The sequence below is a fragment of the Aurantimonas sp. C2-5-R2 genome, from assembly GCF_036549495.1.
Taxonomy (GTDB): domain Bacteria; phylum Pseudomonadota; class Alphaproteobacteria; order Rhizobiales; family Rhizobiaceae; genus Aurantimonas; species Aurantimonas coralicida_A.
The window spans coordinates 1-15,015 of record NZ_JAZHLJ010000075.1; the positions used below are offsets into that span (position 1 = coordinate 1).

Annotated in this window: 11 protein-coding genes and 2 pseudogenes; 10 read left to right on the top strand and 3 right to left on the bottom strand. The window is 63.3% G+C overall.

Annotation, left to right across the window (positions count from 1 at the left end; translation table 11 throughout):
- Positions 1–1,482, bottom strand: a pseudogene (mobQ, locus tag VQ044_RS20350) (MobQ family relaxase); the annotation flags it as partial.
- A gap of 171 nt (positions 1,483–1,653) precedes the next feature.
- Between mobQ and VQ044_RS20355 the strand changes: the two are divergent.
- Both VQ044_RS20355 and VQ044_RS20360 read left to right on the top strand, forming a co-directional pair.
- Positions 1,654–1,980: a conjugal transfer protein TraD gene (locus tag VQ044_RS20355; RefSeq protein WP_327646936.1), complete on the top strand. Its 327-nt coding sequence runs from the start codon at positions 1,654–1,656 to the stop codon at positions 1,978–1,980.
- A 1-nt stretch (position 1,981) separates the two neighbouring features.
- Positions 1,982–2,227, top strand: coding sequence for a conjugal transfer protein TraD (locus VQ044_RS20360; RefSeq protein WP_327646872.1), 246 nt, complete (start codon positions 1,982–1,984; stop codon positions 2,225–2,227).
- 272 nt (positions 2,228–2,499) lie between these two features.
- Here the strand turns inward: VQ044_RS20360 and VQ044_RS20365 are convergent, their stop codons facing one another.
- Positions 2,500–2,715: a helix-turn-helix domain-containing protein gene (locus VQ044_RS20365; protein WP_327626388.1), complete on the bottom strand. Its 216-nt coding sequence runs from the start codon at positions 2,713–2,715 to the stop codon at positions 2,500–2,502.
- 163 nt (positions 2,716–2,878) lie between these two features.
- Between VQ044_RS20365 and VQ044_RS20370 the strand changes: the two genes are divergently transcribed.
- From VQ044_RS20370 to VQ044_RS20385, 4 genes are all read left to right on the top strand, one after another.
- The gene (locus VQ044_RS20370; protein WP_327646873.1) at positions 2,879–3,586 is read left to right on the top strand and encodes a hypothetical protein; all 708 of its coding nucleotides are present in this window, start codon (positions 2,879–2,881) and stop codon (positions 3,584–3,586) included.
- Positions 3,587–4,194: 608 nt separating this feature from the next.
- Positions 4,195–5,838, top strand: coding sequence for a carbamoyltransferase C-terminal domain-containing protein (locus VQ044_RS20375; RefSeq protein ID WP_327646874.1), 1,644 nt, complete (start codon positions 4,195–4,197; stop codon positions 5,836–5,838).
- Positions 5,835–6,704, top strand: coding sequence for a glycosyltransferase family 32 protein (locus VQ044_RS20380; RefSeq protein ID WP_327646875.1), 870 nt, complete (start codon positions 5,835–5,837; stop codon positions 6,702–6,704). Before VQ044_RS20375 ends, VQ044_RS20380 begins: the two co-directional genes overlap by 4 nt.
- A gap of 25 nt (positions 6,705–6,729) precedes the next feature.
- Complete coding sequence (locus VQ044_RS20385; protein WP_327651212.1) at positions 6,730–8,865, top strand: family 16 glycosylhydrolase; 2,136 nt, start codon at positions 6,730–6,732, stop codon at positions 8,863–8,865.
- 471 nt (positions 8,866–9,336) lie between these two features.
- Here the strand turns inward: VQ044_RS20385 and VQ044_RS20390 are convergent.
- A pseudogene (locus VQ044_RS20390) lies at positions 9,337–9,576 on the bottom strand (transposase); the annotation flags it as partial.
- Positions 9,577–9,828: 252 nt separating this feature from the next.
- Here VQ044_RS20390 and VQ044_RS20395 point away from each other — a divergent pair.
- From VQ044_RS20395 to VQ044_RS20410, 4 genes are read left to right on the top strand one after another with little or no spacing between them, the layout of a single operon-like run.
- On the top strand, positions 9,829–11,124 hold the full coding sequence (locus tag VQ044_RS20395; RefSeq protein ID WP_327646878.1) for an SIR2 family protein: 1,296 nt from the start codon (positions 9,829–9,831) through the stop codon (positions 11,122–11,124).
- A gap of 1 nt (position 11,125) precedes the next feature.
- Positions 11,126–11,539 (top strand): hypothetical protein, encoded by a 414-nt coding sequence (locus VQ044_RS20400; protein ID WP_327646880.1) that lies wholly within the window; start codon positions 11,126–11,128, stop codon positions 11,537–11,539.
- Positions 11,536–12,156 carry a hypothetical protein gene (locus VQ044_RS20405; RefSeq protein WP_327646881.1) on the top strand — a complete coding sequence of 207 codons (621 nt, stop codon included), beginning with the start codon at positions 11,536–11,538 and terminating at the stop codon, positions 12,154–12,156. The genes VQ044_RS20400 and VQ044_RS20405 overlap by 4 nt, the downstream gene beginning before the upstream one ends.
- Positions 12,147–13,190 carry an AAA family ATPase gene (locus tag VQ044_RS20410; protein ID WP_327646882.1) on the top strand — a complete coding sequence of 348 codons (1,044 nt, stop codon included), beginning with the start codon at positions 12,147–12,149 and terminating at the stop codon, positions 13,188–13,190. Before VQ044_RS20405 ends, VQ044_RS20410 begins: the two co-directional genes overlap by 10 nt.
- The last annotated feature ends 1,825 nt before the right edge of the window (positions 13,191–15,015 follow it).

Here is a 15,015-nt window from a genome sequence, read left to right on the forward strand (position 1 = left end):
CGTTCCGCCAGCCATGTTCCATGCTGGCGATGGTGCGCGATGCGATGCCTGATCCGCTCTGGAGGGCTTCCGCCGCGATGCCGGACAGAGCAATGCCGCGAACGTCATAGCCCGATGCCTCCCATGCCTCGCGCGCGACGCCCAGCATCGCGCTCTTTCCCGTTCCGGCATGGCCGACCACAACGCCAAGGTCGCGCCCGTCGGTGATATGGGCCAGCGCATCGGCCTGTTCGTCGGAGAGGACAAGGCCGCGCTGTTCGGCATGCGCCAGTGCGGCCACTCTGTACCTGTCATCGACCTCGTGGCGTTCGGCCCCGGCCATGAGTTCGGCGGCACGGTGCAGACGCTGTTCGGCTTCGATCATGTCGCGGGTGGTGAACCGGTCCTCGCCGCGTCGGTCCCGTCCCAGTTCGACCAGATCGGGCGCGTTTCCTATGGCATGTGTGACCGCATTGAACTGGTCGATGCCGTCGCTGTGCCGATGCGCGAACCGCGCCATCTCGCGCCGCGTGAAGGTCGATTGCTGATGCGTGATCGCATCCAATGCAAGGGACGGATCGGCGATGATGCGTTGGCCATTGTCGCGGGCGATCTGCCGGTGCATCTCGGCCCGATCCGCAACGGTGGCGGTCGCCTCGATCCCTTCGCCTTTGACACGANAAGGGACGGATCGGCGATGATGCGTTGGCCATTGTCGCGGGCGATCTGCCGGTGCATCTCGGCCCGATCCGCAACGGTGGCGGTCGCCTCGATCCCTTCGCCTTTGACACGACGTGTCTCGATGCCGTCGTCCTCGACACGACGTGTCTCGACACGATGTGACTCGACACGACGTGTCTCGATGCGCTGCGCGGGTGCGCCGATCTGGCTTTGCGGCTCAAGCCCGATGCCCTGTGCTTCAAGGCTGCGATGATCGATCCGCGCGTCGATGTCGAGTTCGACCAGCCGCTCGTTGGCAAGCTCCGCCCAGCGTTCGCGCCACCGCTCGACCATCCCGGTGCGATTCCAGTCGCGGACCTTCCGGCCAAAGCCGTTCTCGTCCACCGAGCGCATGGTGAGCATGACATGGGCATGGGGCTTGGGCGTGCCGTCCTCGCCGATATCCCAATGCACATTGAGGTCGGCGACCATGCCCTGGTCGACGAATTCCGATTGCACGAAGTCGCGGGCGAGTTCGATGCCCTGCGCCTTGCTCATCTCATGCGGAAGGGCGAACTCCACCTCGCGGGCGAGCTGCGCGTCCTTGCGGACCTCGAAGGCTTCGACGTCGTTCCACAGTCGTTCGCGGTCGCTCCATGCCTCGGGCGCACCACCCGGCAGCAGCACCTCGGAATGGACGACGCCGCGCTTGGCGGAAAAGTCCTGAACGCGGTCAATCCGCTCGTCGCGCATCCGCGAGGCGGAACGGTAAGCGGCGGAGGCCACCGCGCTGCTCCCGGCCTTGCGGCCAATGACCTTGACGTGAAGATGATAGATCGCCATCGCGATGAAGCATTGGCACGGTCAAGCGCACGTCGGAACGACGTATAAGCGCGCCCTCCCTCGAAAAAATCTCGGGTTGGACCGGCGCGTGCCAGACCGTCCCGACAACCTTACAGCATTGCGGCAGGCGCTCAACTAACATCGCTGCATCAACAGCTTATGGAGGATGCCATGCGCAAGCCACGGGACTATGACGCGGAACTGAAAGCTCTCGAAGACAAGGCGCGGGAACTGAAAACCCGCAAGATGCAACAACTCGGCGAATTGGTGATCGCCACCGGCGCCGATGCGTTCACAGCCGACGAACTGGCCGGCGCGCTGATCGTGCTGGCGGAAACCACCGATGCCGGAAGGAGGGAGTCCTGGGCCAAGCGCGGGGCCGCGTTCTTTCGCAGCAAATCGCGGCGATCTGCAAAAGCGACTGAACGCAACGACGGCAGCGCTCCGACGCAATCGGGCGGCGCGCAATCGGCATCAGGCGGCGCGGGCGCGGCATGACATGCGCACTTGGCAGGTCGAACGCCGCAAACGCACGAGGCATCTGATTGAACTCGGCGGCCTCGTCGTCAAGTCCGGCATTGTGGACCTGACCGGCGATGATCGCGCCATGATCTACGGCGCGATGATCTGGGTCGCCGAAAAGCTCAAGAGCGACGATGGACAACGAGCGCGAACGCTCTGGGCCGAAAAGGGAAAAGAGGCGTTCGCAGCGGAACGGAAACGCGCAAATAGCAGGTCAGGTTAAGATGTTCGCTCTGTTACAGGATCGGGCACGGCAGATGGCGGGCTGTGCGGAAACCCATCGATCGGAGCGTTGGTCGCTGTTGCCTGCGTCGCGGCGCGGATCCTTCAGCTTACCCGTCGTGGCGACACGAGCCTGTGTCACCGGCAAGCTCGCGCGCGCCAGTTTCCGTGACCTCGTTCGATCAGGTTTGGTACGAGTTCAATGCAATGCCGCCGGGTCCGATAGCGCATGTCCTTACCGCCTGTTGGGAAGGCTATCCGGATCTGGAGAATTTAACGTCGTGCCAACCGTACGCCCGGTTGGTCGCCATTGGTGAATTCCACACCTTCCGCCTCCAGAACAGCGCGAATTCTGTTCTTTGTTTCAACGGACACGGTTGGAACACTTTGGCTTTCGCTCTCGCAGCGCTTGATCGTCGGAACAGACACGCCGGCTCGATCTGCAAGCTCGGTTTGTGAGAGACCAATTAACGCGCGGGCTGCCCGCATCTGTCCTGCCGTCACCAATACGTATTGATCCCTTTAGATCATTCCTGTATGATCCAAAGGTGTCAAAGACACCCTTGGACCTGAAATCCGAAGTGCGGCCAAGCACGGTGTAGGCACACCGTACTTAGCCTGACCACTCGCCAAGCTGTAAGGAGCTCGGATCATGGCTGATTCTGAGACTAGCACGAGTCTGTCTACCGTCACCCGTCGCATGCTGCTAGCCGGCACCACATTGATGGCAGCGGCATGGACGACCAATCCATTGAGGAGATCGCCAGCAGCAAATAGCGGCGAGCCGGATGTCGCATTGCAGCTCTGGCACGAATGGAACGACGCTCACTTTCGCACTTATGAGGCTTGCTGCAAGCAGCAGACCCTCGAGACCCGATTGGTCGAGACGATTGGGTTTCCACGTGCAGAGATCGATCTGCCTGACGAGGGCAGATCGATCTTCGTGCATACCCGTGATCAGATCGAAGAGACCTTCGGCGACGATCCGGCGATGGCAGCGACGCGGGCAATCGCAGAAGTTGAGTTCACGGCACACCAGGCTCGCTGGGATGCCGCAGATGGCGAGTTGGGTTACTCCGTCGCCAAAGAGGCCGAAGAGGCCGCGGCCTTCCGCGAACAACAGCTGGTCGATGCGCTGATGAGTGCATCTGCCACATCACTTGCCGGCGTTGCGGGCAAGCTCGATGCCATCTTACGCGAGGGAGAAAGCTCTGCTGAATGTCCGGAGTTCCCCTGGCCCTTTCTCCGTTCGGCGCTTGTCGACCTCGTGCGCATCGCCCAAAAAGCTCAGCCAGATCGATTTGTGCCCGGCTCCGATCGCATTGCGTTGTCGCGATCGTCTAGCAAAAGCGGCAGTTGAGAATGAACTCACATGCTGCCAAAGCGTATCTATTATCACCTCCCGGCCAGCCCGATGCCGACCGCGTCCGACAGTTAGGACGGCTACGAACGACCGCTCTCACTAAGCCGTTAACGGCATGGGAACGGGGGAGATTTGCCGGAGCCCGAATGGCCGCCTTCCAGCACCGGCGCTTGAAACCTGCCAGACCGCTTCCGGCCCGCTCTCGTCAAATAAGCAGCCAGACGGCAACGCGCCCATGCCGGTCGTTCCTTGGGTCATTGGCCACCCTCGGAAGCCGACACTCGGCTGGGCCGAGATGGTTCTCATGGAGTCGGGTCAGGGTGGCGAATTTGCGCGAGCGTTGCTCGCCCGGGGATGGCTAATGCGCGCGCTCCATCGCGATCCCGCACGTGCCCAGGTGGCCGACCGACCATGAGCCCATCTTCGCAATATCAGGTAAGCAGAAGTATAGCACTAGGGCCTGCATCGGCTTCAACGACGCTGGCCAAGTCGCTGAACGCGGGGCCCGCAGCACGAGGCGTTGCCGCGTCCGGTCCCCTCTGGAGCAATCCACTTGCCAGACCTAGGAAGCATGTGGAATGACCGTTCCACAAGGGGAGAGGTCGTTGCGCATTCTGGCATACAATCCCGGTCACGACGGTGCCGTCGCCTTCATCGAGGACGGCCGGCTGTCCTTTTCGATCGAAGCCGAGAAGGGCTCTAACTACCGCTACTCCGCGATATCGGTTTCCGACGTCCTCAATGTCGTGGGCGAGCTGTCCGATCTTCCCGACGTCATATGCATGAGCGGTTGGTGGCCGCGGGACCACTACGAATTCCTTCACGGATCCCGCCGCAACGGCGGATATCGCGGAACGGCCGAGGACCTGGCCATCCACGAGAGAAGACGGTTCCTGCGCGGACGTTCCGACTATTTCTCTTCCTCCCACGAGCGCTCGCACGTCATGTGCGCCTTCGGGATGTCCCCGCTTCCAAAGGGTGCGCCGTGCTACGCCTTGGTGTGGGAGGGCGAGATAGGGACCTTCTACGAGATCGACGCCCATGGCCGAATGTCCGTCGTGAAAGACGTTCTGACGCAGCCGGGCAACCGCTATGCACTGCTCTACGGGCTTGCGGACCCCGACTTCCCGAAGGACGGACCCTATCCCCGGCAATCCGATGCCGGAAAGCTGATGGCGCTCGCGTCCTTCTCGAACCGCTCGATCGCGACGGCGGAGGAGCAGGCGCTTCTCGAATTCCTTCTCGACGGTCCCTACCGCAAGCTCTCCGACTATCCCATGCTTCCGCAGGCACCCCATTTCGACGTCGGCGTCGAGGACGCTTCGTTCCGCGACTTCGCGGGCATCTACAGCGACGCCATATTCGCCCGCTTCGAAATGTTCGCGCGCGAGCACCTCGATCCCGGCCCGCCACTTCTGATCGCCGGCGGCTGCGGGCTGAACTGCGACTGGAACAGTAAATGGGTGGACAGCGGCCTGTTTTCGCAGGTCTTCGTTCCGCCCGTGGCCAATGACAGCGGGTCGGCCATCGGCACGGCGATCGACGCTCAGTTCCGTTTGACCGGGGACCCGAAGATCGAGTGGGACGTCTATGCCGGTCTTCCGTTCCGCGACGACGTACCGTTCCAGCGCGACGCATACGACGTGCTGGAACGGGACGACGCTTTCGTCGCGGACCTCCTCGCGAACTGCCTCGTCCTCGGCTGGGCGCACGGGCGCTACGAGATCGGGCCGCGCGCACTCGGCAACCGCTCCATCCTGGCCGCCCCGTTTCGCGACGAGACGCGTGAGCGACTGAACGGGATCAAACAGCGCGAGCAGTTCCGGCCGATCGCGCCGGTCTGCCTGCGCGAGGAGGCGGAGCGATGGTTCGGGTGTCGTGTCGGCAGCCCGCATATGCTCTACACCTTCAGAGCGACCACCGATCAGCTCCGCGCCGTGACGCACGTCAATGGAACGGCGCGCCTGCAGACCGTGACAGAGCGTTCCAATCCGGAGCTTCACGCCCTGCTGTCCGCCTTCCGAACCAGGACCGGCTACGGCGTCCTCTGCAACACGTCGCTCAACTTCAAGGGCAAGGGATTCATCAACGACATCGGCGACCTCGACGTCTACACTAGGGAGCACGGTCTCGACGGCTTCGTAACAGGCGGCCGCATCCATCTCCTAAGAAGCTCTCCCACCTATGCTACCTACCTGCGGCGAAGCCGCGATCGATCTGCCCCGGCCGCACAAGGGACGGCCGTTTGAGCGAGGCGCATGATCATGCGGCCAACGCGCGGCGTCGGATCGCGGCTCTGCGACTCGGCTTTGAGGAGTACGAGACGCTTCGATCGGCACTGATCCGGGACATCGTCCTCATGCAAGTCGGCATGGATTCCGCATGCCGATCGCGGAACGCACCCGGCGGGATACCGCGCAACCTGGTCAGATTCTGGCACGATCATTCCGAACTGCCCGACGACGTAGCCGCCTGCCTGTCGACCTGGGAGCGGCTGGTCGACCACGGCTTCGCCATCCGGACCTTCGACGACGCCTCCGCCGACCGCTACATCCGCAATCGACACGGTGCCCGCGAGGTCGCCGCCTTCGGCCGATGCGCACATCCGGCGATGCGGTGCGACTACCTTCGTCTGTGCGTGCTGCTCACCGAAGGGGGCCTCTACGTCGACTGCGACGACGTACTGCTCGACGACGGCTGGACACGCCTGTTCGACGACGACAGGCTGAAGCTCCAGCCGCTCTGCTACGACATCTCGGCCGGCGGAATGATGCAGAACGCCGACATCTGGCGGACAGATCTGCCCGCAGGAGAGCGCAACTTCTACGTAAACAACGATCCCATCGCCGCGCCCCCCGGACATCCCGTCCTGCGGCGCGCCCTAGATCGGGCGACTGAGCTGCTACTCTGGGGCGACGACCGGCCGGAGATCCAAGCTACCACTGGCCCAGGGAACCTCACGACGGTCCTCGCCGCACACGCACATGCTCTGCTTCTGCGCGGAGGCGCGCTCGACTTCAATCTGATGCGCGGCTGGGACGCGATCGCGGAGATGCGGTGGGACCTTTCCTATCGCGGAGATATGCGCAACTGGCGCAACGTCTACGGATGCTGAGCACGCTCGTCGCGAAGGTGCGCGCTTGAGACTCGAGCGACCCGCCAGAGCCCTGCGAGCGGCGGCGTTCCGCCTATGCCGACGGGTCGCTGCCGCGGTGCCGGGCGGAAGAATCGACGCGTTCGGCGCGGGCGCGAGCCGGATCGGGGCGATCCTCGTGATCAATCTCGACCGACAGCCGCGCCGCATGGCGCGGACCGTGCGGGAACTCGCACGCTTCCAGGACCACGAGGGACGCCGGCTGACCGACCTCGTCACGCGTCTTCCCGCGGTCGACGCGCGCGACGGCAGGGCGGTCGCGGCCACCGCGGACGTCGACCCGCGCTACGTCCTCGACCACCAGCTCCACGTCCAGCCGGACGCCAGGCTGGAGGCCTGCTTCGGGCGGGACGAGGCCGTGACGATGACGCGCCAGGAGATCGCCGTCGCGCGGTCGCACGTCGAAGCGTGGAAGGCCGTCGCGACGGGATCCGAGGAGCACGTCCTGATCCTCGAGGACGACGTGTGGTTCCGCGGGGGCGCAGCCGCATCGATCGAAAGGGCCTGGTGCGAGGCTTTGACCAGGGGGAACGGTGGAGGACCGGCCATGCTCTACCTGTCCTATGAGGACGCCGGCGGGACCTGCGAGCGGGCGGACGTCCGCAGGACGCTGTTCCGCCCGGTGCGGGGGCTCTGGTTCCTCTGCGGCTACATCCTCTCGCGAGGCGCAGCGCAGGCGCTGCTGCGCGCAATGCCTGTCGTCGGGCCGGTCGACATGTGGATCAACAGGCAGTTCGATTGGCTGAGGCCGCTCGCCGTTATGACGCCGACGATCCTGCAGCGCCCCGATACGGGATCCGACAACTTCTATTCGGTGCTGCCATTCCTGGCACGGGCCGGCATCGTCGACGCCGAAGCCCTTCCGGCCCCCGCTCGCTCCGGCAGGGTCCGGATCGTCGCGTGGACCGGTCGCGGCGGGCGCGAACCGCTGGCGATGGCACTGTCGATGCTGGGCCTTCGCGTGCTCGCGTTCGACGCCACCACGCCTGCCGTCGCCGACGCGGAGGTCGCCACCTTGTTCAACACGTTCGACGTCCTCGTCGATCCGCCATTCCCGCCCCATGCTCTGCCGGACGGACTCGCCGAACTTGTAACCGGCTTGGTCCTAGAGCCGATCCGAGCGGATCGGACCGTTGCCTCCGACCGCTCGAAGCATTCATGGACCATCCTGCCGGGAGACGGGCCGGGAGACGACTGGTGGCCGCCGCTCTGTTCGCTGGCGGGGATGAAGACGCCGGTTCAAGTATTTCCCTCCGGCGCACCGAGCCACTGGCGCTTGTTCCGCGACGGACGTCGGACTTACGGGCCCTCGACCGAACCCATCCGGGCCGCACGGCCGATGGCGATGGACGACACGCCGTGGGCGATCGAAACTGTCGACGGATGGCCGCCGCCGGTCTGCGATCCAGCATCCCAGAGGGAAGATGGGGCGGTCGAGATGCAGTGCCCGCTCACTGCGCCCACGATCGAGATGCCCGCGATACTCGGGACGTTCCCAGGCAATCTGGCCACCTTCGGATCCGACGCGATCGACCACGGCCCGGACGGCGCGACGATCACACTGAGCGCATCGGGAATGGGGGACCGCCCCTTCCGCTCCGGCGCCCTCTCGTCGGCCCATCGCTTCCTGCACGGCCGCTTCGAAATCGAGATGAGGGCGGCGCGGGGGGACGGCTTTGTCACGGGCTTTTTCCTGCATCGTTCCGCGCCACGGCAGGAGATCGACGTCGAGATCACCGGCAACGAACCGCGCAGGATGCTTCTCAATGTCTACTTCAATCCGGGAAACGAGGGCACGGAGCTCGATTACGGCTACCGCGGCTCGCCCTGTGCGGTCGATCTCGGCTTCGACGCCAGCGCGGACTTCCATCGGTACGCGATCGAATGGTTTCCCGACCAGATCCGCTGGTTCGTTGACGACGTCCTTGTGCACAAGCGCGGAAGCTGGGATCCGACCCCAGTTCCGCACCTGCCTATGACGCTCCACGCGAACCTCTGGTCGCCCCGTTCGGTCGAACTGGCGGGAGCCACGGGCGTCCGACGGCCTTTGACCACCGCTTCGTTCCGAAACGTCAAAGTCGACGCGATGACCCGAGCATCGGGCGGTGCCCGGCTCGGTTGAGCGACGCGCCGGCCTTCAGGCGGGCGCGGATCTTTCCAGTTCGCTCGCGATCGACTGATCCGTCGTCAGCATCGACGGAGGTTTGATTTGGCAAGATCGACCGCGACGGACAGACTCATGCCGCTCGCCACTTGGCGGAGCGATGCCATCTTGGTCGCGGTCGACCGGAGTGCGGGCTCCATTCGAAGTCAAGTTTGGTCCGCTTTCGTGGAAGCTCGAAATCATTGAAGACGGATTGAAGAGGTCGCGTGCCGAACGGCAGCTTTCTGCCTATAATGGCTCGAAGCCGAACGTCTGCGATCGGCCCGGTCCTGCCGAATCCAGTCGGTCTGCATGGCGCCTATTGTTGCCGTTCACCATTGCGCCCGCCGGTCCCAAAAGCCGCCGTGGATTCAGCTTTGCCAACCGTGTTTTCAGGTCGGCAAACTGCAAAAGCAGCGGATTTAGACTTTGCTTGTGTTGGCCCGCCTTCTCGCGTCGCAGCCGCTTCAGCTCTGCCGCCAGATCTTCCTGCCGTTCGGTTGGTGGCGATTCCAAATCGCGCTCACGGCGTTTGTCGAGCCAGCGACGCAGCGTCGACAGACCGATACAGAGATCCTCCGCGATTTCGCGCTGTGTTCGCCCGCTCGTCTCGACCAGATGTACGGCCTCCGCCTCGAATTCCTTGCCGAACAGGCGATGTGGTTGCCCATGGAATGCTCCTCCTTCCATCAGAAGAGCTCTCCGTTTTGCGAGGCAAGTCCACGATAGAGGTAGGCGGCGATTGAGCTTGACTGTAAGCTGGTCACAAAAAGGAGGAAGGATGCGGGTTTTAGATGCCGCGGTAGCGGCGCACTCCAACGTTGAAAATCCTCTCAGAAGCGTCACACCGATTTATGCGTGGCCGCGAGAGGTTGCTCAGACTGGATCAGGACTAATCAGCGTGCAATCTAACAGCGTTGACTGAATGTCGAGGGAACGATAATGGCCGCGCCCGCCGCCGCGATAATTTCCGTCCGCGCCACCTTGGCCATGTTTGATGGCGACAAGCGTGAGATCGCTGACGGCGTGGCGAACGATCAATATGTCCTCTGGCTCGGCTCGGGCATTTCCCGCGAGAAGATGCCCGACCTGCATGACGTCGCCAAACGTGTGCTGGTCACTCTGCAGTCGAAGATCGTTGCAGGTGATGCCAACTGCCGCTTCCGCAAGGCGCTGAATGCGGTACTCGTCCAGGCAAGTCCGAGCGCGGACGAATGGGGCCGGATCGATCTTGATGTGCTGCCGAGCAGCTGGGCCGATTTTGACGCGCTCGCGGCGCGCCTCGTCAACAACTACGCCCGCATGCTTAACGTCGCCGTCGATGGCGAACAACCCGATTATCTGCTCTGGGATATTCTCAACGCTGCCCACGTCTACGCCAATCCGGCGATAGAGCCCGATGCCGAGCATCTTTGCCTCGCGGCGCTCGCGATCGAGGGCGCGGCGTCCGAAATGCCGACGGCGAACTGGGATACTCTAATCGAACGCGCCGTTATTAGATTGGCGGGCAGCCAACCGGTCCTACGGGTCGTGGTCGCGGCGGGCGGATTGCGATGGAATCGACGGCGCGCCAATCTCTACAAGTTCCATGGATGCGCGCAGTCAGCACTCGACGATGAGGCCCAGTTCCGCAGGCTACTCGTAGCGCGCTCGAGCCAGATCAACGGCTGGCTAGCGCAAAATCCGGTCTTCGCCGCTGAACTGAAGCGCTTCATCGTCACGCGGCCGACCTTGATGCTGGGGCTCTCGGCGCAGGACTCGAACATTCAAGCCCTGTTTGCCGATGCGCAGGCGACCATGGCTTGGCCATGGCCGTCGCATCCTCCGGCCTATGCCTTTTCAGAAAACGCGCTGGGCGCCGATCAGGAAGGCCTTCTGCAGAACGTATATCATGGCGAATACACTGCGGCGAACCGGCCGCAGATGGAGGCGGAGGCGCTGGTTCAGGCTTATGCCAAGCCCCTGCTGCTTTCGCTCTTCCTCTATGTCGTGACCGCGAAGCTGAAGCTCCTTGTCGAGCTGGGCGTCCCTGGCCTCTCCAATGCCGATCGCGACATACTCCATGCAGGTCTTGATGAGGCTCGAAATACAATTGCGGACAGCGTGGTGCCGAGCGCCGCCATGGTCACCGAGCTCATCGAACATTGTGGTCGCGCGATAACGATGCTGCGCAGCGGAAACCCTACCGGATCCCGTGAATGGCATCTATGCGCCCCTCACAGTGGAGCCTCTCCATAGCATGCCGGCCGACATGGCCTTGCCCAGCAGCGGCCTTTGCCAGTTTGCCGTCGCCAATGCCCTGATCGGGCTTGGGCTTGCACGCGACCATTGGACCGCAGCCAAAGCAGACGTTGCCGACCCTGCATCGGGTGCGCTGGTATTGAAGGGTCGGAGCGGCCCAGCGAAAATCTTCTTCGCCGCCAATGCCCAAGCCGCCATCAAACTTGGTGTTAATGGCCTTATCGCCGACAACGACGATGCCGTGATCGTCCATAGCCATGTGATTTCGCCGCCGATGCCGCGTTACCCGCGACGTGCGCCGGGCCGAACAGGGCTTGCTTCCACGCGCGAGACGAGCATCGAGGAACTGCTCGCCGGGGGCTCCGAGGTCGAGAATCTGCTCGATCGCTTTCGCAGTCAGGTGGCGCTGTGACCGCTGGCCTGCCCGCCGATCGGGTGGCCGACCTTCTGGCTACCAATGGGTATCGGCGTATCGCGCCGCCGTTGCAGGTCGCTGGGCTCGCTTTTGAGGTCGCCGGGGCTTTTGTCGGGCAGGGGCACTCCCACGACCTCGTCATCGTCGGCGACATGGCGGCGGACGGCGAGCGCAAGGTCGTGCAACAGGTTGAGGGAATCGCACGCGCACTTGACGTGATGCGATCACACCGACCGCTTACAACGATCATCGTCGGGCCGCGCCCGGTCGGGAAAACTCTCGAGGCCCTCGCGCAGGTTGGCCGCCTCCTTCCAGTCGGCGAAGCGAACGATCCGGCGGAGCTTCGTGACCAGCTCGCCGTGCTCCTGCCCCTGGTTCTTCCTGCGACCCTATCCGCCGATCGCGACCTTGGCGCAGGTGAGGCGCTGACACTGCCCGACAATCCGCTGGCCGACGAGCTGGTCGAGGCATCGAAGCTTGGCGAGGCCGCAGTGCGTGACCATTTCCACGCCGCGCTCACGGCCGTATTCGCGGCAGATTACGACGGAGACCCCGATGACGATCTAGATGACGGCGATAGCGAGAAAGGGGAGGCGCAAGAAGGATGCGGCTGAAATCGCTTTATATGAAGGATTTTCGCAGTATCGACGGCGAGATCGATATTTCGCTCGATGCGCCGATCGTGCTCATTCATGGCCCCAATGGAGCGGGGAAGACCAGTCTTCTTACTGCGATCGAACTCGCGCTCACCGGCGCCGTCCCCTCCTTGTCGCGCGCCGAACCGGATTATTTGACATACCTGCCCCACAAGGATCGCCCGTTCGGCGAGGTTCGTCTCGAAGTGACAGCGGACGACGGCGAAATCCGGCGAGGGGATGTGCGAGTTACGACCAATGCGGTCACCGGACAGGCGCTGTTGAGCCACACCGAAGCGAATTTCTTCAGCGAACGCAGCTACCTTGCTCAGTCGACGCTTGGCCGTCTCCTCGAAATTTACCAACACGCCGATAAGAAGAGCGATTCTCCGCTCACCCGCTTCGTCAAAGAGCTGCTCGGGCTCGATCGTATGGACGCGCTGATCGGTGGCCTCCATACCGCCGGTAATATTGCCCGCCTTAAAGTACCGGTACCGGCCTATGGCGAAACGCGCGATCGCATTCCGGCCGAAGAAGTCGAGATCGCAGCGCTTGGGGACCAAGTCAAAGAGGCGGAGATAGCCATCAGGACGCATGATGAGGATTTGCGCGGCAAAGTCGCGATGGTCGACCCGGCACAGCTCGATCTTCCTCCCGCTGACATCATCGCGGCGCTTAAAGGTGTATCGGAAGAGAGTGATCTGACCGCGCTCGTGCGTTCTCGGCGTGAGCTCGAGGTCAGCCGGTCAGGCTGGGGGCTCGGCTATGCAGCAGGATTCGGCCGGTGCCGACCGGGCTGCAATCGAGGCGGCCAACCAGGTCGCGGCAAGCGCGTTGGAGAAGTGGAACTTCGAAGAGGGCCACAGCGTCGAGGCACTGCTGATAAGGGCTTCTGCCTTCTTCGCCGACGCCTCGGTCGCGAGCGAAGCGAACTTTGCCGAGCGGGCTCGGATCCTCGCCGACCGCATCCAGACCGACCTCGATCGGATCGAGCGCGTCCTAGCGGCGCATGACGCCGCCATGAAGCGACACGACGATCTTTCCCGGCAGTTGGCTGAAGCAAGAGCGCGCCTAGAGCGCCTCGACCAAGAAGTCTCTGCCGCTTCCTCGTCCAGCGAGACTTTTGCCCGGGCGCTCTCGGACCTGATGACGCATGTCGAGGGCGACATCTGTCCGGTATGCGATCGTGACTTTTCCGAAGTCTCCGACACGCCATTGTCCGCGCATGTCGCGGCCAAGGTCGCGACCATGATCGAACAGGCGGGGCGCCTGCAAGCATTGCTCCAATCGCGGACCGGAACGCAAGGCGAGGTATCGCGCCTTGACCGCGAGATGCAGGCGGCGGTGAGCGGGCTTATTGCCGAGACAGAATTAACCGCGCTCAAGATCCGCGCCGCCGACCTAACTGAAGTCCAGCGTGAGCTGCTCGAGGCACGATCCAAACTCGCGGATGGCGACAGGCTTCGTGGGCAGGCGGCGCGGACAGCACAAGAGCTCGTCGCCCTTCAGAGCACCGATCAGTCCACCATTGTTCTGCGTACCAATGTCGAGGCACTCGCGCGCCGGGTCGGTGTCGCCTTCGAGACCGCGACACCAACCGAGCAGCTGCTGGGCGACCTAGCTACGTGGATCGCGAGGCGCGAACAGACATTGACAGAGCGCCAGGCGGCCCGCCGTGGAGCGATCGAGGCGGCGCAGGGCCTAATCGCCGCGCGCGAAACTCTAACCGATCTGCAGGCAGAGGTGCGTAACCTCGAAGTTTTGCTGGCTGGACGGCAAGAGCAGAAAGCCGAGGCCGACAAGATCATCAATGTCGCCAAGGATGTTGCGCGTCAGACCCGCGAGGCGCGTGGGCGCGTCGTCCGCCGCGTGTTCAACGACGAACTGAACGCAGTTTGGCGTGACCTATTCGTGCGCCTTGCTCCAGAAGAACCGTTCATCCCGGCCTTCGCCATACCGGAAGGTTCCAATGCCAATGTCGAAGCGGTCCTCGAAACGGTGCACCGTCGTGGCGGGAAGGGCGGCAACCCCCGGGCGATGCTTAGTGCCGGCAATCTCAATACCGCCGCCCTGACGCTGTTCCTGGCGCTTCATCTCTCGGTTAAGCCCAAGCTGCCATGGCTGGTCATCGACGATCCTGTCCAGAGCATGGACGAGGTGCATATCGCGCAATTCGCGGCATTGCTGCGCACGCTCTCCAAACAGATGCATCGGCAGGTCATCATTGCCGTCCATGAGCGCTCGCTCTTCGACTATCTCGCGCTCGAACTAAGTCCAGCCTTCCCTGGCGATCGACTCAACGTCGTCGAGCTCGGGCGTAGTGCCATGGGCCAGACCATATGCCGATGGGATGCTCGTCTCTACATCGCCGACCGAGCGATCGCCGCGTGACCTTCAGACGGGGACAGTCGTGGCGGCATAGCGGCCCGGCCGTTTACCGGGAACCCTGCTTGAGGCGCGCCGGTAGCTGAAGGTGTTTGGTCGACTTTAACGACGCGGTCCGTTCAAGCGGTGCGCCACAGACAGCCCTTGAACTTCGCCCGCCAGAAAGCTGTCAGGCCCCTGGCGGCCCCATTTCAGCCATTGCGGCGCTCGAACATCCAGCGTCCGCTTTTGCAGGCGGCCGTCCCAATAGCGGTCTGGCCGCTCCCAGCCCAAACAGGAACCGCCCTTGAATGGCATGTGAGGGGTGGGAAGTCGACAGTCCGCTTCGGACATCGGTCACGAGGAAGGAGACGTTCCGGTCGCTTGAAGGGTTTCGGGCGCCGCGAGGCGTACGAAAGTCGCCGAAGAACGAATCCGCGGGATGTCGGTCATTGAGTTATGGGGTTTTCGGCT